A 23256-nucleotide genomic window follows, 5' to 3' on the forward strand; every position below is an offset into this window, starting at 1 on the left:
AACATGCAAGTCATCCTGCTGGAACGTGTGGCCAAGCTGGGCCAGATGGGCGAAGTCGTGAAGGTGAAAGAGGGCTTTGCCCGCAACTACCTTCTGCCGCAAGGCAAGGCCCTGCGCGCCTCGCAAGCCAACATCGACGCTTTCGAAGCCCGCAAAGCCGAACTCGCCGTCAAGAACGACGAGACCCGTGCCGACGCCCAGAAGATCGCCGAGAAACTCGACGGTCAGGTCTTCGTCATCATCCGTTCGGCCTCGGACGCTGGTGCGCTTTACGGTTCGGTCACCCCGCGTGACGCCGCCGATGCCGCCAATGCCGAAGGTTTCTCGGTCGAGCGCCGTCAGGTTGTCCTGACCGCCCCGATCAAGGACCTGGGCCTGCACGAAGTCCGTGTGCACCTGCACCCGGAAGTCGACGCGACCATCAAGCTGAACGTCGCCCGTTCGGCCGAAGAAGCCGAGCTGCAAGCCTCGGGCAAGTCGATCCAGGAACTGGCCGCCGAAGAAGAAGCGGCAGCCGAATTCGAGATCGCGGAACTCTTCGACGAACTCGGCGCTGCCGGCCAGGACGACGATCAGCCCAACGCCTGATCGCTGTCACAGCAAGTTTGAAAACGCGCCGCTTTGTCGGCGCGTTTTTCGTTTGCGCCCTTCCGTTGAAGGAACATTCCTTCGAGTGTCGGTGTTGAGAGTGAAAGCGCCGACCGCGAAAGGATGCATGATGAGCGATGTTGACGACGACCGCGACACCCCCGTCAGGACCAGCGAAGCCGACCGGACCAGCTATACCCGCTTTGGCCCCCGGCCCGTTCCCGAAGGCCATCGCCCCCATGTCGACCGCCATGTCGGCCCCTATGAATCGCGCCGCATTCCGCCCAGCGGGCCGGTCTCGCCCGATGGCTCGCGCCCTTGGCCCGCGCCGTCGAAGAACGGGCGGCTGCTGGTCTGGGGTGGCACGGCGGTTGCGGCTGCAGCGGTGACCGCTCTGGCGGTCCATCTGGGCCGCAGGCTGGGCGAGACGCTGCAGGATGACACGCCTGCGCCGACTGCGCACCGCAAGCCCTCTGCCCCGCCCCGCTTCGCCGAACTCAGCGAGGATGAGCGCGCGGCACTTCGCGCCCGCGCCCGCCGTGCGGCCCGCGCCGCGCAGGATGCCGTCGAGGAAGAGGCACCAAGGATGCGCCGCCCCCCTTCCCCGAAGATCCGCCGCCGCCGTCCCAAGGCCGATTTCTCCTCGGAGGTGAACCAGCGCACCCGCGATCTGTCGCATGGCGTGGGCAATGTGATGAGCTCGCTGACAGCAGCGATGACGGGCTTCCGGGCGGTCGCCGGTCAGGCCGGGCATATCATGCGTGAATTCAACGATGCGGCCACGCTGATCGGTGGCTTCATGGGCCGGACCGCGCAGGCGGCGCGGGACGCTGCGGGCAAGGCCACGCGCGAGACCACGGATGCGGTGCGCGAGGCGGCGGATGACGTCGAGAAGAAGGTGCAGGAGGAACGCCGCACCCATCGGCTGTAACCCCATCACCCGAAACGAAAAAGGCCGCCCCTCGGGGCGGCCTTTCCATTCCGGCTGGACGCGGGATCAGACCTCGTCCAGAGCCTCGATGGCCTTTTCCAGATCTTCCTTGGAAACGGCCTTGTCCTTCACCTTGGCGCCTTCGACGATGTGGTCGATGACCTTGTCTTCAAAGATCGGGGCGCGCAGCTGCTGCTGGGCCTGCGGGTTCTGCTGAACGAATTCGAAGAACGCACGCTCCTGACCCGGGAACTGGCGGGCCTGACGCAGGACGGCCTGGGTCATTTCCTGATCCGAGACGGTCACTTCGGCCTTCTGGCCGATTTCGGCCAGCAGCAGGCCCAGACGCACGCGGCGTTCGGCCAGTTTCTTGTGCTCGTCGGTGGGCTCGATCTCGCCATGGTTATGGCCGTGATCGTCGGGGTGCTCTTCGTGGTACAGCTGATGCGCGATCTGACCGGCTTCGGCCTCGACCAGCGCCTCGGGCAGCTCGAAGCTGACCAGTGCGTCCAGCTTGTCCAGCAGCGCACGCTTCATCACCTGACGCGACGCGCCCGAGAGTTCGGCTTCCAGACGCTCACGGATCTGGCCCTTCAGCGCGTCAAGGCTTTCGGCGCCGAATTTCTTGGCCAGCTCATCGTCCAGCTCGGCCGCTTTCGGGGCTTTGATGGCCTTGACCTTGGTCTCGAACACGGCGTCCTTGCCAGCCAGAGCCGGGTGGCCATAGTCGGCCGGGAACTGCACCTTGACCTCGACGTCGTCGCCGACCTTGTGGCCGATCAGCTGGTCTTCAAAGCCCGGAATGAAAGAGCCCGAGCCCAGCACCAGCGGGTAATCCTCGGCGGTGCCGCCTTCGAAGGCTTCGCCATCGACCATGCCTTTGAAGTCGATCACGATCTGATCGTCCTTGGCGGCTTTGGCGCCCTTTTTCTTGTCGTCGAACGACTGGGCGTTCTTCGCCAGATTCTCCAGTGCCTCATCGACCTGCGCGTCTTCGGCCTTCACGACCAGACGCTCAAGCTCGACGCCCGACAGATCGACCTCGGGGATGGCGGGCAGCGCTTCGTAGGTCACATCGACCACGACATCGTCGCCTTCTTTCCAGGTCTCGCCGTTGACCATTTCGATCTTCGGCTGCAGCGCAGGACGGTCACCCGATTTTTCCAGGTGCTCGCGCATGGCCTGGTCGATGGCTTCCTGCATCGCGTCACCCATGACGCGCTGGCCGAACTGCTTTTTCAGCAGCGCCATCGGCACTTTGCCCTTGCGGAAGCCCTTCATCTCGACTTCGGGCTGGGCTTCTTTCAGCTTCGCATCCACCTGAGCGGCCAGATCGGCGGCCGGCAGGGTGAATTGATAGCCGCGCTTCAGCCCTTCGTTCTGGGTTTCCTTGACCTGCATCTGTCTTCCTTCATCCAACCATGGTGCGGGTGGAGGGACTTGAACCCCCACGCCTTGCGGCGCCAGAACCTAAATCTGGTGCGTCTGCCAATTTCGCCACACCCGCATTATCACTCGGACGGAAGCCCCGGGCTCCGTCGTCGAATTCGCGCCGTCTTAGCAAAGCCCGCCCCGCAACGCGAGAGGGAATCGTCACAAGCCCAGCCCGCGAAACACGGCGGGCAACTGGTCGGGCAGGTCGTCGGCAATCAGCCCCGGCCCGAAGCTGCGCGCCGCCGCCGCATGAAGCGCCGCGCCCAGAGTTGCGGCCCGAAACGCAGGCCAGCCCCGCGCCATCAGCCCGGCGATGATCCCGGCCAGAACATCCCCCGACCCCGCAGTCGCAAGCCAGGGTGCGGCCGCGTCATAAGAGGCCGCGTGCACATGCACCGTGCCATTGGCATCGGCGATGACGGTATCGGGACCTTTCAACAAAATGACACAGCCCGCCCGCCTGGCCGCATCCCGCACGGCGTCGAGTTTCGAATAGAGAGGTCCGCGTTCGGCAGCCAGCGCCGCGCGATATTCCGCGTCCTGTGCCAGCATGCGGGCCATTTCTTCGCCCTTGACCTGACCGAGCGTATGCTGATCGAAAGGCGGCTGAGGACCGGCCAGCTTTGCCGCAATATCGGGGAAAATCCGGGCAAACTCACCCATATGCGGCGTCAGGACCAAGTGGCTGTGAAGCCCCTCCAGCGGGGCCTTTCGCTGCGACAGCGCCGTCAACGCATCCGCATCCAGCACGCAGGGCCGCCGGGTTTCCAGCAGCGCGGGAAGCAGGGCTTTTGCCCTCTCCACGCCGCAGCCCGGCCCCAGCAGCACCGCCGTGATGCGCCTGTCCTCAAGCCGCCGCGCCAGATCATCGGCGGTATCGACGGCGCGGCGCATCAGAGCATCCGGCGGCAGCGCATGTTCGATCAGCGCATCCTGCGGCGGGGCAATCGTCACCAGCCCCGCGCCGACCCGCAGCGCCGCCCGCGCCGAGAGCCGCGCAGCGCCCCCCTGCCCCGCGCCTCCGGCGACGACCAGCGCATGCCCATGGCTGAATTTGTGACCATCCGAGAGCTTGGCCAGATCCTCCGGCCTGATCGCAAACAGATCATGCGATTCGCGCGCGAAGGAGGGTCCCGAGACGCGCGTAACCTGGCCGGGATGAAGCGGCGGGTTGCGGCCCATTCTTGGCCAGTTCAGCCCGATATCTGCAACGACCAGTTCTCCGCATAGCTCCGGGCCTTGCGCCAGCACATGCCCGACCCGAGGGCTGTCGAAGGTCACGGTCAGGGCGGCACGCGGAGAGAACAGCGTGTCCGCTGATCCGCCCAGCATCCGGCCACTGTCGAGACAAAGCCCGCTTGGCCCATCGATGGCCACCAATCGCTTGCTGAAAAACCCCCAATCCCCGCCCGAGCCGCCAAGATAGCCCACTGTTTCAAGCAGTTCGCCTTCCAGCGGTCGCGTCAGCCCCGTTCCGGAGATCGCATCGACATAGACATCTGCACTCTTCCGACGCAGGACACCCTCATTCAACGCCTCGACCGGCCCGATCTCCAGCCACCGCCGCTTCATCACGGCAGCATCGGGCGGCGGCGTGTTGTCCATTCCCAACACCCGCACCTGCCAGCCCGCCTCATTGAGAAGCCGCGCCACGACATAGCCGTCGCCACCATTGTTGCCCGGACCGCACATCACACAGGCACGGGCAGGCTTCGGCCAGCGCAGCCGGATCTCTCCGGCGACGGCGGCCCCCGCCCGTTCCATCAGTTCCAGCCCCGAGGCGATGCCGCTGTCCATCGCCCACCGCTCGACCGCCCGAATCTGGGCAGAGGTCAGGATCTCGCGGCTTCCAAACATGTCACTGCCCATATTTTAATCACTCAGCCCAATTAAAGGGCAATCGCCCCCGATTCCGATGACCCGTCCCGATGCCGTCCCGCATTCGCTGGACGCCCTCAGTCAAAGCGTCCAATCAGGTCTCAGGCAAGTCGCGAGAGGGATCATCCGATGAAGAAAGTCGAAGCCATCATCAAACCCTTCAAGCTTGATGACGTGAAAGAGGCACTTCAGGAAGTCGGCGTGCAGGGGTTGTCGGTCACCGAGGTCAAGGGCTTCGGTCGCCAGAAAGGACATACGGAGCTTTACCGGGGCGCCGAATATGTCGTGGACTTCCTGCCCAAGGTGAAGATCGAGATGGTGCTGGCCGATGACATGGTCGAAGCCGCGATTGACGCCATCATCTCGGCCGCACGGACCGAGAAGATCGGCGACGGCAAGATCTTCGTGCTGCCGGTCGAACAGGCCATCCGCATCCGCACCGGCGAAACCGGCGAAGACGCGCTGTAGAATTCTGGAATTTGAACCGGCTCTGCCCGGACTATCAGGAAGGAAAAAATGACCAAAACCGTCAAAGACGTTCTGGATCAGATCAAGGAAGAAGGCATCGAGTATGTCGATGTCCGTTTCACCGATCCGAAGGGCAAGCTGCAGCACGTCACGCTGGTCTCGGACCTCGTGGATGAGGATTTCTTCGAAGAAGGCTTCATGTTCGACGGCTCGTCGATTGCGGGCTGGAAGTCGATCGACCAGTCCGACATGAAACTGATGCCCGATCCGACCTCGGTCTATCTGGACCCGTTCTATGCCGAAAAGACCCTCTGCGTGCATTGCGACGTGGCCGAGCCCGACACCGGCGAGGCCTATTCCCGCGACCCGCGCGGCACCGCCAAGAAGGCCGAGGCCTATCTGAAGGCGACCGGCATCGGCGACACCACCTATTTCGGCCCCGAGGCCGAGTTCTTCCTGTTCGACGACGTCCGCTATTCGGTCTCGCCCCAGAAGGTCAGCTTCGAGCTGGACAGCCACGACGCCGCCTGGAACACCGATACCGTCTATGAGCACGGCAACCAGGGTCACCGCGCGCCGCACAAGGGCGGCTATTTCCCGGTGAACCCCATCGACGCCGCCCAAGACATCCGCGGCGAAATGCTGTCGACGATGAAGCGCATGGGTATCCGTGTCGACAAGCACCACCACGAGGTCGCCACCGCCCAGCACGAGCTTGGCATGATCTTCGGCGGCCTGGTCGAGCAAGCCGACAACATCCAGAAATACAAATACGTCATCCACAACGTCGCCGCCGCCTATGGCAAATCGGCGACCTTCATGCCCAAGCCCATGAAGGGCGACAACGGCTCGGGGATGCACGTCAACATGTCGATCTGGAAGGGCGGCAAGCCGCTGTTCTCGGGCGATAAATATGCCGACCTGTCGCAGGAAGCACTGTGGTTCATCGGTGGCATCCTGAAGCATGCGAAGGCGCTGAACGCGCTGACGAACCCCTCGACCAACAGCTACAAGCGCCTGATCCCCGGCTTCGAGGCCCCCGTTCTGCGCGCCTATTCGGCCCGCAACCGCTCGGGCGCGGTGCGTATCCCGTGGACGGAATCGCCCAAAGCCAAGCGCGTCGAGGCCCGCTTCCCCGATCCGGCGGCGAACCCCTATCTGGCCTTCGCAGCCCTGCTGATGGCCGGCATCGACGGCATCAAGAACAAGATCGACCCAGGCCCCGCCTCGGACAAGGACCTCTACGATCTGCCGCCGGAAGAACTGGCCGAGATCCCGACCGTCTGCGGTTCGCTGCGTGAGGCGCTGGAAGAGCTGGAGAAGGACATGGACTTCCTCGTCGCCGGTGACGTCTTCACCCGCGACCAGCTTGAAAGCTACATCAAGCTGAAATGGGAAGAGGTCTATGCCTATGAGCACACCCCGCATCCCATTGAATATGCGATGTATTACAGCTGCTGATCGAAGCAGCTAGGTGATAGTGAAGGATAGAGCCGCCTGAAAGGGCGGCTTTTTTTCTTGCCTTCATCGTGCGAACTCTGACATTAAGTGAATATCAATTGCATTTTCCAATTTAAGGACAATCCCAGATGAGTTCTGCCGATCTCAACAATATTGATAGCTTTGGCAGTGTATCTGCGGAAGATGATAATATATTGCTGGACTATTTCATTTCAACCGATTCAGTAAAGCGTGTCCGAGATGGCGGAGCATTTATTGTACTCGGGCGAAAGGGATCTGGGAAAACTGCCATTGTTAGGCACTTCACTGAAGGAGTTGACAAGCAACGCTCACGTGCTCTCAATTTAAGAAACTATCCGTGGAATGTGCATGCGTCTCGGATAGACCGAGGCGCCGACGCCGTAGACGCGTATGTAGCGTCATGGCGTTACTTGGTAGCGATCGAGCTGGCTGTGTGGGCTCTAGAAAAGTCAAGACACAATCCCAACGCCCATCAAAAGCCGCTCATCGATTTTCTTACAGAAAATTATGGCGGACCTCACCCCAACTTAAGTGATATCATACGACCAAAGACTTTAAAAACAAAGGGGTTTATTTTCAACCCTCAGATTCTGGGAAACTCCTTGGGGTCAATTGATCTAGAGCGCGGTGATAAAAATAAAGATCTGGGACTGGAATTAGAAACATTAACAAGCGCCCTACTCAAAAGCGCCACAACCATTATTAAAGAGATCAACCTAGGTGAGTTTCTTTTGCACTTTGATGAGCTCGACGCCGGACTAGACAACCTTGACGATACGCGCAAAAGAATGGTTGTGGGGCTAATTCTCGCACTTCGCAATCTTCGTCGCGATTTTCGAGATATGGAAGTCGATGTGAAGCCGATTCTGTATCTTAGGACGGACATTTGGGACGACTTAGCATTCTCTGACAAAAATAAAATCACGCAGAGCTTGGCGGAAACTATAGAATGGAATCCTGACACACTCAAACAGCTAGTAGAAGAGCGATTGAAGGCGAAGTTCAACACCCCTACAGCTTGGGAAGATGTAATCGACAATCAATTAATGCGTGGCTCTCAACCTAAATGGAACCACATAATCTCCAGGACATTGAAACGCCCTAGAGATGTTATTCAGTTTCTCAACATCGCATTAAAAGTAGCGAAGAGAAGACAAGATGCGATCAAGCTAAAAACACAGATCAACGAACCGCTGAAATTTCAAAACAAGGATATAGTCAACTCAAGACCAGATTACTCCGCATATCTAAAAAAAGAACTGGATGATGAAATCCTTCCCCACTGGCCAAAATGGGATGAAGCTATGCAGGCTATCTCGAAGATCGGCACCGAAACCTTTAGCTTGGAGATATTTGATGCTGAGTATGCGCTTAGAAAGTCTACAGCCAATCCATTTACGATGGCCGACGCATTAAAGTCCTTACATAAATTCTCGACGATCGGCTATCGCACTCGTAGTGGATATGGCGGCTCGAAATGGGTTTTTATGTATGAGGAACCCGATCGAGGCTGGGACGCGCATGCGACACAGTTTAAAGTACACCCAGGCCTCAAAGAGCACGCTGGACTGCGCGAAGGCAGAAAGTAACGCTCTTGCCTTTTTAGGCATTTTTCAAATACAAAAGGCGCGCTATAGAGGCTCCCTCACGCCGCCTCTCTGATCGGCCACTCCTCCAGCGCCACCCGCTGTTCCTCCGTCAGATCCCCCGGCTCCACCACCGAGGTATGGATCGAGAACACCACCGCTCCGGTCTCGGGCAAGCGAAACAGGCACTGCCGCTCGACCCGGATGAAGGGCAGTTCGCTATCGGGCACGCGCCCCTGTTCTTCGGCTCTGGGATTGTGCAGCGGGGCATTGGAATGATGCGCCGTGCCGCGCAGAAGGCCCAGGCCGGGACGGATGCCGTCCAGAAGGCGCTGAACGCGCGTGCCGACGTCTTCGGTGTATTTCTCGACGGGCTTGTGAATGCGCATCATCGGGCGGCCGAATTTCTGCGCCAGCGTCCAGCCCGCAGGGAAGCAAAGGACCGCGCCGCCAAGAATATGCTCGCCCGCATCCCCAGGCATCATCAGACACAGGTCTTCAGCCACCAACCGGCCAAGGGTCATCAGCGGCTGGTCGCGATCCGCCCTGACCACGCCTCCATCAGGGCGGCGAATGACCGGCCCGTTCTCGTACCCATGTGCGGGCAGGAGGTTCAGGATCTTGTCGTAAAGCTCACGCGCGGCATCCACGGCGGCATCGGCCAGCCGGTGCACATCCTCGCCGCGCTCGGTCAGCAGTTTCTCCCGCAGCGCCATCTGGGCCGCAAAGGCGTCATCCTGCAAAAGCCAATCCGCCTCGGCCACCGGAATCACCCCGAGCAGGCGACGCGTCCGCGCATCGACCCAAGGCGCGAATTTCAGGCTTTTCTGACGAATATCGCTCATTCGCTCCCCCGTTTCCGCTAGTCTTGCCGATCGCATTTCCGCTGCCAAGGTTGCCTGAGGCCCCCGCGCGCGTTAAAGCCCAGTCAACCAAGGAGGCTGCCCATGATCCCGCGCTATTCCCGTCCCGAAATGACCGCCATCTGGGCCCCTGAGACCCGCTTCAAGATCTGGTATGAGATCGAGGCCCATGCCTGCGACGCCCAAGCCGCGCTTGGCGTGATCCCCAAGGCCAATGCCGAGGCCGTCTGGAAGGCCAAGGACGTCGAATTCGACGTCGCCCGCATCGACGAAATCGAGGCCGTGACCAAGCATGACGTCATCGCCTTCCTGACCCATCTGGCCGAGCATATCGGCAGCGACGAGGCGCGCTTCGTCCATCAGGGCATGACCTCCTCGGACGTCTTGGACACCACGCTGAACATCCAGCTTGTCCGCGCCGCCGACATCCTGCTGGCCGATATGGATAAGGTCTTGGCCGCGCTGAAGAAACGCGCGTTTGAGCATAAGGATACGGTCCGCATCGGCCGCAGCCACGGCATCCACGCCGAGCCCACGACGATGGGCCTGACCTTCGCCCGCTTCTATGCCGAAATGGCGCGCGGTCGTGAGCGGCTGGAGCGCGCGCGTGAGGAAGTCGCGACCGGCGCAATCTCGGGTGCGGTCGGCACCTTCGCCAATATCGACCCGGCGGTGGAAGAGCATGTCTGCAAGGAATTGGGCCTGCGCCCCGAGCCTATTTCGACCCAAGTGATCCCGCGCGACCGCCACGCGATGTTCTTCGCGACGCTTGGCGTCATTGCCTCGTCGATGGAAAATATCGCCATCGAAATCCGCCACATGCAGCGCACCGAAGTTCTTGAGGCGGAAGAATTTTTCTCGCCCGGCCAGAAGGGCTCCTCGGCGATGCCGCATAAGCGCAACCCGGTCCTGACCGAAAACCTGACGGGCCTTGCCCGTCTGGTCCGCATGACTGTCATTCCGGCGATGGAGAACGTGGCGCTCTGGCACGAACGCGATATCTCCCACAGCTCGGTTGAACGCGGGATCGCGCCGGATGCGACGATCACGCTCGATTTCGCGCTGAACCGGTTGGCGGGGGTGATCGAAAAGCTGGTGATCTATCCTGACAACATGCTCAAAAATATGAACAAGTTCAAAGGCCTGGTCATGTCGCAGCGGGTGCTGCTGGCGCTGACGCAAGCCGGTGTCTCGCGCGAGGACTCATACCGTCTGGTCCAGCGCAACGCCATGAAAGTCTGGGAAAAAGGCGCCGATTTCAAGACCGAGCTTCTGGCCGATCCGGAAGTCACCGCCGCGCTTTCCCCCGCCGAGATCGAGGAGAAATTCGACCTTGGCTATCACACCAAGCATGTCGACACGATCTTCCGCCGCGTTTTCGGAGAAAATCCGGCCGCCTAAACCGGCTGTTAGTCATTAGATGCGAGATTGCCCCCAAAGACGACTGACTCTGGGGGCATTTTCATGTTCGGAACTGCGTTGCAGGCCGTGGGCCTGACGTCGCGCCAAAAGGCCGCGGTGATCGTGCGCCTTGCGCTGGGGGACGGCAACGATCTGGACCTCTCGACCCTGCCCTCTGCGCTGCAGGCGGAACTGGCACAGGAAATGGCGCTGATGGGGCTGGTGGACAAGCAGACCCGCGACTCGATCGTCGATGAATTTTGCACGATGCTGGATGATGTGGGGCTGTCCTTCCCCGGCGGCATCGATGGTACGCTGGACCTGCTGGACGGGCATCTGTCGCAGGACACCGCCGACCGATTACGCCGGATGGCCGCGCTTTCAGGCGTTGGCGACCCTTGGGTGCGGATCGCCGCGCTCTCCTCGCCCATTCTGGCCGAGCTTGCCCGCACGGAAGCGGTCGAGATTGCGGCGGTCATGTTCTCGAAACTGCCGGTGCCGCGCGCGGCTGAGATCTTTGGCCAGATCGCCGCCGAACGGGCCCGCCAGATCGCCTTTGCAATGTCGCTGATCGGAGACATTGATGCGGCCGCCCTGCGGCGGATCGGGCACGCGCTGATTCAGGCCGCCGATTCCGTGCCAAGCCCGGCGCTGGAGGGCAAACCGGTCGAGAAGGTGGGCGCGATCCTGAACTTCTCTCCCTCCGCGACCCGTGACACGGTGCTGGCCGGTCTTGACGATGACGATGCCGAATTCGCAGGTCACGTCCGCAAGGCGATCTTCACCTGGGCCAATATTCCGGCGCGCATAGATCCGCGCGACATCAGCCGCATCACCCGCGAGGTCGAAGGCGTCACCTTGCTCAGGGCGCTGGCGGGCTCGCAGGGCAAGAACCTACCCACCGCACAGTTTCTGCTGGGCGGCATGTCGACGCGTCTGGCCGATTCCACGCGCGAGGAAATGGAGGCTTTGGGCAAGGTCGCCGCCAAGGATGCCGAGGAAGCCATGGATCTGGTCGTCGCCGCCATTCGCCGGATGGAGGCGGCGGGCGATCTGTTCCTGATCGCCGGTGAGGGCGATGATGAGCCGGACAACCCCGCCCAAACGCCTTGACACGCGCCCCTGCCCCTTGCCTGTCGGCTGAAGCTGACCTAGCACTTGCGAAGCCCCCGCTTGGCCGCGCGCCGCTTTGCGGCATCCCTGAACCCGAGGCCCGTCATGACCAATCAGATCGCGCTGGCCCTTGCCCTGCTGATCGCGGCGGCCTTCGCCATCGACGCATTCTTCATCCATTTCGGCCTTGCGGTATTTCTGGGCAAACAGTTCGCCGCGCTGATCGAATACCTCAGCTTCTGGCGCTAGGCGGGTCTGATTCGCCCCACTTCGGCCTGTCGAAACCGGAAAAGCCCGGCTTGTGGACGGGCCGTCCTCAGCTTGGGGCGCTAACATTCGGGACTTAGGAGGTTTTCGGCAGATTTCCGGCCGTGGCGTTTGCATTCGTCCCCGAAGGCAAGCTATCAGCACAGCGAATTGCAAACATCGGCGGAGATACCAGCATGGCAGTCAAGGTGGCGATCAACGGATTTGGCCGGATTGGCCGGAACGTGCTGCGCGCGATCATTGAATCGGGGCGCAATGATATCGAGGTTGTGGCCATCAACGACCTCGGCCCTGTCGAAACCAACGCACATCTGCTGCGCTATGACTCGGTGCACGGGCGCTTCCCGGCGAAGGTCACCGTGAACGGCGACACCATCGACGTCGGTCGCGGCCCGATCAAGGTCACCGCGATCCGCAACCCGGCCGAACTGCCCTGGGGCGACATCGACGTCATCATGGAATGCACGGGCCTCTTCACCTCGAAGGAAAAGGTCCAGCCGCACCTGTCGACCGGCGCCAAGCGCGTGCTGATCTCGGCCCCGGGCGACAATGCCGACAAGACCATCGTGTTCGGCGTCAACGATAACACGCTGACCAAGGACGATCTGGTCGTCTCGAACGCTAGCTGCACCACCAACTGCCTGTCGCCGGTCGCAAAAGTGCTGAACGACGCCATCGGCATCACCCGTGGCTTCATGACCACGATCCACAGCTACACCGGCGACCAGCCGACGCTGGACACGATGCACAAGGACCTGTATCGCGCCCGCGCCGCTGCGCTCTCGATGATCCCGACCTCGACTGGTGCCGCCAAGGCCGTGGGTCTGGTGCTGCCGGAATTGAAAGGCAAGCTCGACGGCGTGTCGATCCGCGTGCCCACGCCGAACGTCTCGGTCGTCGACCTGGTGTTCGAAGCCGCCCGCGACACCACCGTGGAAGAGGTCAATGCCGCCATCAAGGCTGCCGCCGACGGCCCGCTGAAAGGCGTGCTGGGCTACACGGATGAGCCGCTGGTCTCGACCGACTTCAACCACGACCCGCATTCCTCGGTCTTCCACATGGATCAGACCAAGGTGATGGAGGGCAAGCTGGTCCGCATCCTCAGCTGGTACGACAACGAATGGGGTTTCTCGAATCGCATGTCGGATACCGCCGTGGCCATGGGCAAGCTGATCTGATCAGCCCCGCCAGAACGAAAGAACGCGCTCTGTCCCGACAGAGCGCGTTTTGCATTCCGGACGCTGTTTCAAGCGGAAAGGTCAGTGCTTGCGCGAGGTCAACCGCTTGGCATTGGCGCGGGTGCGGCGGCGATATGGGGCCAGCGCAGCGACCATCACCTCATCGGCACGTTTCCCACGGCTTGCAGCGCGCAGAGCCGCATGCATGGCCTCGGTTGCGGCATCAGCCTTTTCAACCACCATCCGCTGCGGCTCGAAGGCGTCCTGACGGATCAGCCCCATCATTCCAGCCGTGCGAAGCGCGATCACCATTTGCGAATCCCACGCCACCTGGGCCATCTGTTGCCACAGCACGAACGGTGCAGTTATGGCCGACAGGTTCGATTTTCCCAAACCCATGCGCTAAACTCCCAATTCGATCAGACGATACAAGCTGCCTTCTGGCGCGAGTATTGCCAAGTCCAACTTTTGGGTAATGCGATCCCTCTGGAAACAGATCGGCACCCAGTGTACAGGCAAATCATGAACAAATCGATCACAATCAGACGCCCCGACGACTGGCACCTGCACCTGCGCGACGGTGAGATGCTGCAGGCTGTGGCCGGATATTCCACGCATTTTGGCCGCGCCATCATCATGCCGAACCTGGTTCCGCCGGTGGTGACCGGCGCGCAGGCCAGCGCCTATCGCGACCGCATCCTGGCGGCCCTGCCCGCCAGAATGACGTTACGTCCGCTGATGACGCTCTACCTGACCGAGGCCACCGATCCCGCCGATCTGCGCGCCGCGCATGCCGCGGGAATCATCACCGCGGTCAAGCTTTACCCCGCCGGCGCGACCACGAACTCCGCCAGCGGCGTGCGCGATTTCGACAAGGTCCGCCCGGTTCTGGAAGCAATGGCCGAAGCAGGCATCCCGCTGTGCGTCCATGGCGAGGTGACCGATCCGGCCGTCGACATCTTCGACCGTGAGGCCGTCTTCATCGACCGCGTCCTTGACCCGATCCGCCGCGCGACCCCCGGCCTGCGCGTCGTCATGGAGCATGTGACCACGAAGGACGGCGTCGATTATGCGCGCTCGACCGACAATATCGGCGCGACGCTGACCACGCATCACTTGGTCATCAACCGCAACCACCTGCTGGTGGGTGGCATCCGGCCGCATTACTACTGCCTGCCCATCGCCAAGCGCGCCTCTCATCAAGAGGAGCTGCGCAAGGCCGCGACCTCGGGCGATGCGCGCTTCTTCCTCGGCACGGACTCGGCCCCGCACCCCGACCGCGCCAAGGAATCGGCCTGCGGCTGCGCGGGCTGCTTCACCGCGCCCAACACCATGTCGATCCTGGCTCAGGTCTTCGAAGAGGAAGACGCCCTCGACCGGCTCGAGGCCTTCACCTCGCTCAACGGCCCGGCCTTCTACGGCCTGCCCCCGAACGAGGACCGGATCCGCCTGACCCGGCACGAGACCCCGGCCAGCTATCCGACCCACATTCCCGCCGGGGACGAAACCGTCACGGTCTTCGATCCGGGCTTCCCGCTTTACTGGCATGTCGAGGATCCCGCATGACCCTGCCCTTCCCCCCACGCGAGGAAATCGCCCGCCTCACCGCCCGCATGTTGCTGGAAATCAAGGCCGTCCATTTCAACGCGGCCGAGCCCTACACCTATGCCTCCGGCCTCAAGGGCCCGACCTATATCGACTGCCGCAAGCTCATCTCCTACCCGCGCATCCGCTCGACGCTGATGGATTTTCTGGCGGCCACGGTGCTGCGTGACGCAGGCTTTGACGCTTTCGACAATATCGCGGGCGGAGAAACGGCAGGCATCCCCTTTGCCGCCTTCGTCGCCGAACGCCTAGAACTGCCGATGACCTATGTGCGCAAGAAGCCGAAAGGCTATGGCCGCAACGCCCGCATCGAAGGCACGATGACCGAAGGCCAGCGCGTCCTTCTGGTCGAGGACCTGACCACCGACGGCGGATCCAAGCTCAGCTTCGTCGACGCGATCCGCGAAACCGGCGCCAGCTGCGCCCATACGGCGGTCATCTTCTACTACGGCATCTTCCCGGAAACGACGCAGCGCCTCGCCGATCACGGCGTCCAGTTGCACCACCTCTGCACCTGGTGGGACGTATTGGCAGAGGCAAAAACCCAGGGCTTCTACGATGAGGCCACGCTGTCCGAGGTCGAAAGCTTCCTGACCGACCCGCGCGCCTGGCAGGCCGCCAACCCCTGAGACGACGGACGGCGCCACTTGGCGCCGTTTCTCGCTCATGGCACAGGCAGGCTCCCGCCCGCGACTTCTTCGTTGCCCAAATACCCAATGACACCGCCCGCGCCACCGACCGGCGCGGCCGCATGACCCATGGACCCGGACCCTCCCGATATGGAATAAGGTGGGTCTGCCAGAATCGAAACTCCGGAGCCTCAGGCATGAGCGAGCTGCGCGCCGTCGAAATCAGAAACCCCAGCGAGATCGCCTCTGCCGTCGCCGAGCAGGCCGTCCCCTTCTCGATCGAGGCCGAGCAGCAGCTGCTGGGCGCGCTTCTGACCAATAACGAGGTCTATGACCACGTCTCGCGCATCATCCAGCCGCGCCATTTCTACGATCCCGTCCACCGGCGGATCTATGAAATCAGCATGGACCGGATCACCAAGAACGCGCTCGCCAGCCCGGTGACGATCAAGGCCTTCATGGAAAACGACGCGGGCCTCGCCGATCTGGGTGGCCCGGCCTATCTGGCACGGCTCGCGGGGGCGGCGATCTCGTCCCATGCCGCGCGTGACTATGCCCAGATGATCCGCGAATTTGCCATGCGGCGCGACCTGATCATCCTCGGTCAGGAAATCTCGTCCCGCGCGACCACGGTCACCGTCGACGATTCCGCCGAGGAACAGATCAAGGCGGCCGAACAGACGCTTTACAAGCTGGGCGAACAGGGCGTGGCCGAGCGCGGCTTTCAAAGCTTCCTCTCGGCGGTGACCGGTGCGCTGCAGGCCGCGAACGCGGCCTATGGGCGGGGCGGCGGGCTCTCGGGGATCTCATCCGGGCTCATCGACCTCGACGGCAAGATGGGCGGCCTCAACCGCTCGGACCTCATCATCCTTGCAGGTCGTCCGTCGATGGGGAAAACCTCGCTTGCCACCAACATCGCCTTCAACGTCGCCAAGGCCCACAAAACCGGAGAGATGCCCGACGGCACCACCGGCACCGTTGCAGGCGGCGTCGTGGGCTTCTTCAGCCTCGAGATGTCGGCCGAACAGCTGGCCGCGCGTATCCTCTCCGAAGCCTCCGAGGTGCCGTCCGAAAACATCCGCCGCGGCGACATGACCGAGGATCAGTTCCGCAGCTTCGTTAACGCCGCCCATGACCTGCAGAACTGCCCGCTTTACATTGATGACACGCCCGCGTTGCCGATCAACCAGCTGGCCGCCCGCGCGCGCAAGTTGAAGCGCACCATGGGGCTGGACCTGCTGATCGTCGACTATCTTCAGCTTCTGCGTGCCGCGACCGCCAAGGACAGCCGCGTGAACGAGGTCTCCGAGATCACGCAGGGCCTCAAGGCCGTCGCCAAGGAACTCGACATCCCGGTTATCGCGCTCTCGCAGCTGTCCCGCGCGGTTGAAAGCCGCGAGGACAAGCGCCCGCAGCTTTCGGACCTGCGCGAATCCGGCTCGATCGAGCAGGACGCCGACATCGTGATGTTCGTCTTCCGCGAGGAATATTACCGCGAGCGGGAAAAGCCCGCCGACCACGATCTGGAAAAGATGGCCGCCTGGCAGCAGATCATGGAATCCTGCCACGGCAAGGCCGAGGTCATCATCGGCAAGCAGCGCCACGGCCCGATCGGCACGGTGGAACTGGCCTTCGAGGGCCGCTTCACCCGCTTCGGCAACCTCGAGCGCAACCGCAGCTGGGACCATAACGAATGAGCCTGCCCACGCCGGTCGTGACCATCGGCCTGCTGATCGCCTCGAACGTCTTCATGACGATTGCCTGGTACGGCCATCTGAAGTTCAAATCCGCCCCGCTGATCGCCGTCATCCTGATCAGCTGGGCCATCGCCTTCTTCGAATATGTCCTGCAGGTTCCGGCGAACCGCATGGGGCATGGCTATTTCAGCGCGGCCCAGCTCAAGACCATTCAAGAGGTCATCAGCCTCTCAGTCTTCGTGATCTTTTCCTGGCTCTATCTGGGCGAACGCATCACCTGGCAGCATGGCGTGGGCTTTGCGCTGATCTGCCTTGGCGCCTGGTTCATCTTCCAGGATTGGGGCTAGGGCGCGCAGAGGCCGGCTTGCCTTCCCGCGAAGTCCAAGCCAGAACATGCACATGCAACCCTATCTTCGTCCGGCGCCGGGCCGGTCTCCGCCCCATATCCTGACCCTTGTCGCATTGTCGGGGCTGGCGGCGCTGTCGATGAACGTCTTTTTGCCCTCGCTGCCCGGAATGGCGCGCGGCTTCGGCGTCGATTACGCGACGATGCAGCTTTCGGTCTCGGCCTATCTGGGCATGTGCGCGGTGCTGCAACTGGGCGCGGGCCCGATCAGCGACCGCTTCGGGCGACGCCGGGTGATGCTGGCCGCGCTGGTGATCTTCCTTCTGGCGACCGTGGGCACGCTGATGGCCCCGACGGCAGGCTGGTTTCTGGTCTTTCGCATGCTGCAGGCGGTGATCGCATCCGGGCTGGTGATCAGCCGCGCGGTCGTGCGCGACATGGTCCCGGCGGAACAGGCCGCCAGCATGATCGGCTATGTCACCATGGGCATGGCCATCGTGCCGATGATCGCGCCCGTCGTCGGCGGCGTCGTCGATGAGACGCTGGGCTGGCACGCCAATTTCGCGATGATGGGGGCCTTGGGCCTTCTGGTCCTGATCGTCTGCTGGTGGGACATGGGCGAGACCGTGCGCGGCCATGGCGTGCCCCTGCGCCAGCAGATCGCGACCTATCCCGAACTTGCCCGCTCGCGCCGCTTCTGGGGCTATGCGCTGTCGGCCACGCTGTCCTCAGGCGCGTTCTTCGCCTATCTGGGCGGCGCGCCCTTCGTGGGCGAGACGGTCTTTCACCTCTCCCCCGCCGAGGTCGGCTATTGGTTCGCCGCGCCCTCGGTCGGCTATGCGGTGGGCAATTTCATGTCGGCCAAATGCTCGACCCGTTTCGGCATGAACCGGATGATCCTCTGGGGCTCGGCCATCTGCAGCCTCGCGCTGATTATGGCGCTGACCGGCGATCTGACCGGGCATCAAAGCCCGCTTCTGTTCTTCGGCGCAGTCGCGATGACCGGGCTTGGCAACGGCATGACCATGCCCAACGCCAATGCCGGCATGATGAGCGTGCGGCCCGAGCTTGCCGGCACCGCCAGCGGCCTTGGCGGCGCGATGGCCGTCGGCGGCGGTGCTGCGCTTTCGGCGCTGGCGGGCGCGCTTTTGCATGACGACAGCGGCGCGGCCCCGTTGCTGGCGATCATGGCGGCCTCATCCTGCGCCTCGATTGCGGCGGTGCTGTGGGTCATGGCCCGTGAACGCAACCTGATCCGCGGCGAGGACTGACCGAGCCCTTGCCCCAACCCTTTGCAAAGCTTAGAAACGAGTTTGCAAAGTCAGGGAGCCGCCATGTCCAGCCAGAAGATCTTTGCCGGGGTCGCCTTGCGCGAAACCCGGGGCCGCGTCGGGCTGACGCAGCGGGCCTTCGCGGATCGGCTGGGCGTCTCGCTGCCCTATCTCTCGCAGATGGAGAACAACCACCGCCCGGTTTCAGCCGGGGTGCTGCTGCGCCTTGCCTCGGAGTTTTCGGTCGATCTGGGGGCGATGGCGGTGGGCGATGCGGAACGCATGGTGATCGACATGGCCGAGGCTTTGGCCGATCCGCTGTTCGACACGCCGCCGCACCGCGCCGACCTGCGGCTGGCGGCGACCAACGCGCCCAGTCTGGTCCGCGCCTTTCTGGACCTTTATCGCGCCCATCGCGAGGGGCAGGAGCGGCTGGCCGCGCTCGATGAGGCGCTTGGCGCGGCGGGCCAGAACGCCACCCCCTCGCCTTGGGAGGAGGTGCGCGATTTCTTCCATTATTGCGACAATTACATCGACGCCGTCGACCGCGCGGCCGAGAATTTCGCCCGCCACGCGCATGAGCCGACGCCGCTGGCCCGCGCCATCGCCGGGCTTGCCGATCACGGCATCACCGTCGATCTGGCCGAACTCGGCAGCGGCGCGGTCTATCTGCGCGATGAAATGCGCATCTCGCTGAACGTCGCCGCCGAGCCTGCGACGCAGGCCTTCCAGCTTCTGCATCTGCTGGCGCTTGAGGCGCATGGCGACCTCTTGGAGGCCACGCTGGAACTGGCGCGCTTCCGCAGCGAAACCGCCCGCGAGATCGCCCGGCTGGGGCTGGCCAATTACTTCGCCGGGGCGGTGATGATGCCTTATTCGGCCTTTCTCGACGCCGCCCGGCGCGAGCGTCACGACCTTGAGCGGCTGGCCCATCTGTTCAGCGCCTCTCTTGAGCAGGTGGCGCATCGCCTCTCGACCATGCAGCGCGGCGGCAATCGCGGCGTGCCCTTCTTTTTCGTCCGCGTCGATCAGGCGGGCACGATCACCAAGCGGCATTCGGCCACGCAGATGCAATTCGCCCGCTTCGGCGGCGCCTGCCCCCTGTGGAATGTCCATCAGGCCTTTGAGACGCCGGGCCGTTTCCTGCGGCAACTGGCCGAGACGCCGGATGGCAAGCGCTATCTGCTGCTGGCGCGCGACGTCTCGAAACCCGGCGGCGCGTTCGGAGCGCCGATCCGCCGATTTGCCATCGGCCTTGGGTGCGAGATCAGCCAGGCCCGCGACATGGTCTATGCCGACGGTCTTGACGTCGGCAATCCGCAACTGTTCGAGCCGATCGGCGTCTCGTGCCGGATCTGCCCCCGGCAGGCCTGCCACCAGCGCTCGGTCCCCCCGATCGACCGCGATATTCGCATCCCCGTCGACCGTTCGGGACCCCTGCCCTATGAGTTCGCCTGAAGCGTTCCGGATTCGATCCACGACCTTGGTCGTATCAAGAAGTTGTGGTAGACGCCCCTGTGACCCACAACAGGTTCAACCATAGGTTGCTGCCTGTTTTTTGTGCAAATGGGCGGAAATTGCCGATTTTCGTTGCGGACCCCGACGGCTCCGATTCGTCCGGAGCGCATAGACGCGAATTTATCCTGAAAATCAGCAGACTTCCGTCAGGGTCCAAGAAATTAACTTGTGTATGACCTCTAACTGCGCCCTTGCGACTCCGGCGAAGAACTTCCTGCTGAACCATTCGGTATAGGCGTCAATCCGCGCATGCCCTTTTGTCCTAGGCCACATCTGTTGCGCTTTCAGCACATGTCGGATTTATCAGACCGAAATCGCGGCTCAAGACGGCGGGCCCACCCACAACAATGGACCCGGGACATTGCGCATCACCCAAAGCCTGAATTCCGCACTTGAGCGCTGGTTGCCCGAGCAGCGCCTTTTCCTGAAATCAGGTGACACGACGCGCTTCGTCCGTTTGCGTCCGATGACCCAGATGGCCGCACTTGGCGGCACAGCCATCGTGCTGGGCTGGACCATCGTCGCAAGCTCGATCCTGGTGATCGACGCCGTCAGCGCAGGAAGCTCACGCGATCATTCGCAGCGCGCACAAGGCGCGTTCGAGCAGCGACTGGCCGCCCTTTCGTCCGAACGTGACGCCCGGGCCGCCGAAGCCGCCGCCGCACAGAACCGCTTCGCCGTGGCCCTGAACCAGGTGTCGCAGATGCAGTCGCAGCTTCTGGAATCCGAGACTCGCCGTCGCGAGCTGGAAACCGGGCTGGGCATCGTTCAATCGACGCTGCATGACGCCGTCACCGCCAAGAATGCCGCGCAGGCCGAAGCGCAAAGCCTCTCCATTGCCATAAACGGCGAAGCCGCCGTTTCGGTTCCCGAGTCGGGCCGGAACGAGGAATTCCGCGTCGCGCTTGACATCCTGACCGATGAGCTGCGCCAGACCGCCTCGGCCCGCACCACCGCCGAGCAGGAGGCCCAGGACGCCCGCCAGACCGCCGAGGCCGTCCGCATTGAGCGCGACCAGATCGTCGCCCGCAATGATGAGATCCTGACCCAGCTGGAAGAGGCCGTGAACGTCTCGGTCAAGCCGCTGGATGACATGTTCCGCAGCGTCGGCATGAACCCCGACGACATCCTGCGCACCGTGCGCCGTGGCTATTCCGGACAGGGCGGCCCGCTGAACCCGATCAGCTATTCGTCCAGCGGTGACGCGGCGATCACGCAGGGCGAAGCCAAGGCGAACGAGATCCTGATCACGCTGGACCAGGTCAACACCTATCGCATCGCGGTCGAGAAGATGCCGCTGGCGATGCCGGTGCGGACCGCGTTCCGCTTCACCTCGCCCTTCGGCCATCGCTGGGGCCGCGCGCATGAGGGCATCGACATGGCCGCGCCCTCGGGCACGCCGATCCACGCCACCGGCGAAGGCACGGTGGTCTTTGCAGGCTGGCAGAGCGGCTATGGCAACCTCATCAAGATCCAGCACGAGCTGGGCACCGAGACCCGCTATGGTCACCTTTCTAAGATTCGCGTGAGGGTCGGGCAAAAGGTATCGCGCGGCAGTTTGATCGGTGATATGGGCAATACCGGCAGGTCGACCGGTTCGCATCTTCACTATGAAGTTCGCGTGAACGGCCGCGCCGTGAATCCTATGAGCTTTATCAAGGCAGCCCAAAATGTTTTCTAAGACCCGCGTCACCGAACCCGGCCCCCGCAACCCGTCGACCCCTGAAACCGAAGCGCCGCGCAGCAGCTTCGAGCCCAGCTATGACGTTCCGCCGACCGCGGCAGGAGCAGGCCGCACCCGCAGCGCGCCTTCGGTTCTGTCGGCTGATCTGACGGTTGCCGGCAACATCAAGACGCAGGGCGATGTCCAGATCGAGGGCACGGTTGAAGGCGATATCCGCGCCCATCAGCTGACCGTCGGTGAAAGCGCCACCATCCGTGGCGAAATCGTCGCCGAAGAGATCATCGTCAACGGCCGCGTCGTGGGCCGTGTGCGTGGCCTGAAGGTCCGCCTGTCGGCAACCGCCCGGGTCGAAGGCGACATCATCCACAAGACCATCGCCATCGAATCCGGCGCCCATTTCGAGGGCTCGGTTCAGCGTCAGGAAGACCCGCTGGCCAATGGCGTGACGCCGAAGCTTGCGCCCCCCGCCGCTGCGGCGCGCGACAGCGAATAATCGGAATAAATCGTCCTGCTTGCAAAGCAGGCGCCTGGGGTGGCCATAGGTCACCCCTTTTTCATGCGCGATGGCTAAAGGTCCGGATCGTCGGGCGCAGGGTCCGGCATCGGTGGCCGGTCCGGATCGGGAATGGGCGTCGGGATGGGCTTTGGCGGCGTGCTGGGCATGCGTGCGTCCTCTGCGTCACAATGGGCGGCCTCCCCGGGGCAGGCGCGCCAAAGCTGTCGGGCGTCGCAAGTCTGGCTGCGCTTAGCGCGCGAATTTGCCGATCAGCGCATCATTGACCGAGGGGGTGACGAATTTCGACACATCCCCGCCCATTCGCGCGATTTCCTTGACCAGCTTCGACGCAATGGCCTGACGGCGGGCATCGGCCATCAGGAAGACCGTCTCGATGTTCGAATCCAGCGCCCGGTTCATGCCGACCATCTGGAATTCATATTCGAAATCGGCAACCGCACGCAGGCCGCGCACGATCACCGTCGCGCCCACATCGCGGGCGCAGTCGATCAGCAGGTTCTCGAACGGATGCACAAGGATCTCGCCACCCGAGCGCGCGGCAATGCCCGCGCATTCGTCGCGCACCATCTCGACCCGTTCCTCAAGCGAGAAAAGCGGCCCCTTGTCGCGGTTGATCGCCACGCCGATGACCAGCCGGTCGACCAGTGCCATGGCACGCTGGATGATATCCAGATGCCCCAGCGTGATGGGGTCGAAGGTTCCGGGGTAAAGGCCGATGCGCATGGGCGGTCCTCGCGGTTCTGGACGCCCGCAACCAACAGGAAAGCGAAGGGATTTTCAACCCCCTCCGCACATTTCCG

22 protein-coding genes and 1 tRNA gene are annotated in these 23256 nt (G+C 62.7%); 17 read left to right on the forward strand and 6 right to left on the reverse strand.

Annotation, left to right across the window (positions count from 1 at the left end; all coding sequences use genetic code 11):
* Nucleotides 1–3 precede the first annotated feature (3 nt).
* Nucleotides 4–588: a 50S ribosomal protein L9 gene (rplI, locus tag IQ24_RS03805; RefSeq protein ID WP_145396393.1), complete on the forward strand. Its 585-nt coding sequence runs from the start codon at nt 4–6 to the stop codon at nt 586–588.
* 130 nt (nt 589–718) lie between these two features.
* Nucleotides 719–1519: a hypothetical protein gene (locus IQ24_RS03810; RefSeq protein WP_145396394.1), complete on the forward strand. Its 801-nt coding sequence runs from the start codon at nt 719–721 to the stop codon at nt 1517–1519.
* A gap of 66 nt (nt 1520–1585) precedes the next feature.
* Here the strand turns inward: IQ24_RS03810 and tig are convergent, their stop codons facing one another.
* From tig to IQ24_RS03825, 3 genes are all read right to left on the reverse strand, one after another.
* Complete coding sequence (gene tig / locus IQ24_RS03815) at nt 1586–2920, reverse strand: trigger factor (RefSeq protein WP_145396395.1); 1335 nt, start codon at nt 2918–2920, stop codon at nt 1586–1588.
* A gap of 21 nt (nt 2921–2941) precedes the next feature.
* Nucleotides 2942–3026, reverse strand: a tRNA-Leu gene (locus IQ24_RS03820).
* Nucleotides 3027–3112: 86 nt separating this feature from the next.
* Complete coding sequence (locus IQ24_RS03825; RefSeq protein WP_242007899.1) at nt 3113–4810, reverse strand: NAD(P)H-hydrate epimerase; 1698 nt, start codon at nt 4808–4810, stop codon at nt 3113–3115.
* A 150-nt stretch (nt 4811–4960) separates the two neighbouring features.
* On the opposite strand from IQ24_RS03825, the gene IQ24_RS03830 reads away from it, so the two are divergent.
* The 3 genes from IQ24_RS03830 (at nt 4961) to IQ24_RS03840 (ending at nt 8370) form a co-directional block, all read left to right on the forward strand.
* The gene (locus IQ24_RS03830) at nt 4961–5299 is read left to right on the forward strand and encodes a P-II family nitrogen regulator (RefSeq protein ID WP_145396397.1); all 339 of its coding nucleotides are present in this window, start codon (nt 4961–4963) and stop codon (nt 5297–5299) included.
* 48 nt (nt 5300–5347) lie between these two features.
* Complete coding sequence (glnA, locus tag IQ24_RS03835) at nt 5348–6760, forward strand: type I glutamate--ammonia ligase (protein ID WP_145396399.1); 1413 nt, start codon at nt 5348–5350, stop codon at nt 6758–6760.
* A 128-nt stretch (nt 6761–6888) separates the two neighbouring features.
* The gene (locus IQ24_RS03840) at nt 6889–8370 is read left to right on the forward strand and encodes a P-loop ATPase, Sll1717 family (RefSeq protein ID WP_145396400.1); all 1482 of its coding nucleotides are present in this window, start codon (nt 6889–6891) and stop codon (nt 8368–8370) included.
* A gap of 56 nt (nt 8371–8426) precedes the next feature.
* Here the strand turns inward: IQ24_RS03840 and IQ24_RS03845 are convergent, their stop codons facing one another.
* Nucleotides 8427–9212, reverse strand: a complete 786-nt coding sequence (locus IQ24_RS03845; RefSeq protein ID WP_145396402.1) for a heme-dependent oxidative N-demethylase family protein — start codon at nt 9210–9212, stop codon at nt 8427–8429.
* A 102-nt stretch (nt 9213–9314) separates the two neighbouring features.
* Between IQ24_RS03845 and purB the strand changes: the two genes are divergently transcribed.
* From purB to gap, 4 genes are all read left to right on the forward strand, one after another.
* A complete protein-coding gene (purB, locus tag IQ24_RS03850) occupies nt 9315–10631 on the forward strand; it encodes an adenylosuccinate lyase (protein ID WP_145396404.1) in 1317 nt (438 codons plus the stop codon).
* A 63-nt stretch (nt 10632–10694) separates the two neighbouring features.
* Complete coding sequence (locus IQ24_RS03855) at nt 10695–11744, forward strand: flagellar motor switch protein FliG (RefSeq protein ID WP_145396406.1); 1050 nt, start codon at nt 10695–10697, stop codon at nt 11742–11744.
* 105 nt (nt 11745–11849) lie between these two features.
* Nucleotides 11850–11993: a hypothetical protein gene (locus tag IQ24_RS20190; RefSeq protein ID WP_199756475.1), complete on the forward strand. Its 144-nt coding sequence runs from the start codon at nt 11850–11852 to the stop codon at nt 11991–11993.
* 194 nt (nt 11994–12187) lie between these two features.
* Nucleotides 12188–13189, forward strand: a complete 1002-nt coding sequence (gene gap, locus IQ24_RS03860) for a type I glyceraldehyde-3-phosphate dehydrogenase (protein ID WP_145396408.1) — start codon at nt 12188–12190, stop codon at nt 13187–13189.
* Nucleotides 13190–13270: 81 nt separating this feature from the next.
* Here the strand turns inward: gap and IQ24_RS03865 are convergent, their stop codons facing one another.
* Entirely contained in the window at nt 13271–13588 is a 318-nt protein-coding gene (locus tag IQ24_RS03865) for an antibiotic ABC transporter (protein WP_145396410.1), read from the reverse strand.
* A 123-nt stretch (nt 13589–13711) separates the two neighbouring features.
* On the opposite strand from IQ24_RS03865, the gene pyrC reads away from it, so the two are divergent.
* The 8 genes from pyrC to IQ24_RS03905 all read left to right on the forward strand — a co-directional run bounded on the left by pyrC (nt 13712) and on the right by IQ24_RS03905 (nt 22432).
* Nucleotides 13712–14755 carry a dihydroorotase gene (gene pyrC, locus IQ24_RS03870; RefSeq protein ID WP_145396412.1) on the forward strand — a complete coding sequence of 348 codons (1044 nt, stop codon included), beginning with the start codon at nt 13712–13714 and terminating at the stop codon, nt 14753–14755.
* Nucleotides 14752–15423: an orotate phosphoribosyltransferase gene (locus tag IQ24_RS03875; RefSeq protein WP_145396414.1), complete on the forward strand. Its 672-nt coding sequence runs from the start codon at nt 14752–14754 to the stop codon at nt 15421–15423. The genes pyrC and IQ24_RS03875 overlap by 4 nt, the downstream gene beginning before the upstream one ends.
* 197 nt (nt 15424–15620) lie before the next feature.
* Nucleotides 15621–17120, forward strand: coding sequence for a replicative DNA helicase (locus IQ24_RS03880; protein WP_145396416.1), 1500 nt, complete (start codon nt 15621–15623; stop codon nt 17118–17120).
* Nucleotides 17117–17467 carry a DMT family protein gene (locus IQ24_RS03885; protein ID WP_145396417.1) on the forward strand — a complete coding sequence of 117 codons (351 nt, stop codon included), beginning with the start codon at nt 17117–17119 and terminating at the stop codon, nt 17465–17467. Before IQ24_RS03880 ends, IQ24_RS03885 begins: the two co-directional genes overlap by 4 nt.
* A gap of 46 nt (nt 17468–17513) precedes the next feature.
* Nucleotides 17514–18737, forward strand: a complete 1224-nt coding sequence (locus tag IQ24_RS03890) for a multidrug effflux MFS transporter (RefSeq protein WP_199756476.1) — start codon at nt 17514–17516, stop codon at nt 18735–18737.
* Nucleotides 18738–18800: 63 nt separating this feature from the next.
* Nucleotides 18801–20195, forward strand: a complete 1395-nt coding sequence (locus IQ24_RS03895) for a helix-turn-helix domain-containing protein (RefSeq protein WP_145396420.1) — start codon at nt 18801–18803, stop codon at nt 20193–20195.
* Between the two features lie 421 nt (nt 20196–20616).
* Entirely contained in the window at nt 20617–21936 is a 1320-nt protein-coding gene (locus IQ24_RS03900) for a M23 family metallopeptidase (protein ID WP_145396422.1), read from the forward strand.
* The gene (locus tag IQ24_RS03905) at nt 21926–22432 is read left to right on the forward strand and encodes a bactofilin family protein (RefSeq protein ID WP_145396424.1); all 507 of its coding nucleotides are present in this window, start codon (nt 21926–21928) and stop codon (nt 22430–22432) included. Before IQ24_RS03900 ends, IQ24_RS03905 begins: the two co-directional genes overlap by 11 nt.
* A gap of 252 nt (nt 22433–22684) precedes the next feature.
* Here the strand turns inward: IQ24_RS03905 and coaD are convergent, their stop codons facing one another.
* On the reverse strand, nt 22685–23179 hold the full coding sequence (coaD, locus tag IQ24_RS03910; protein WP_145396426.1) for a pantetheine-phosphate adenylyltransferase: 495 nt from the start codon (nt 23177–23179) through the stop codon (nt 22685–22687).
* Nucleotides 23180–23256 lie beyond the last annotated feature (77 nt).

This window comes from Paracoccus sulfuroxidans (genome assembly GCF_007830335.1).
GTDB lineage: Bacteria > Pseudomonadota > Alphaproteobacteria > Rhodobacterales > Rhodobacteraceae > Paracoccus > Paracoccus sulfuroxidans.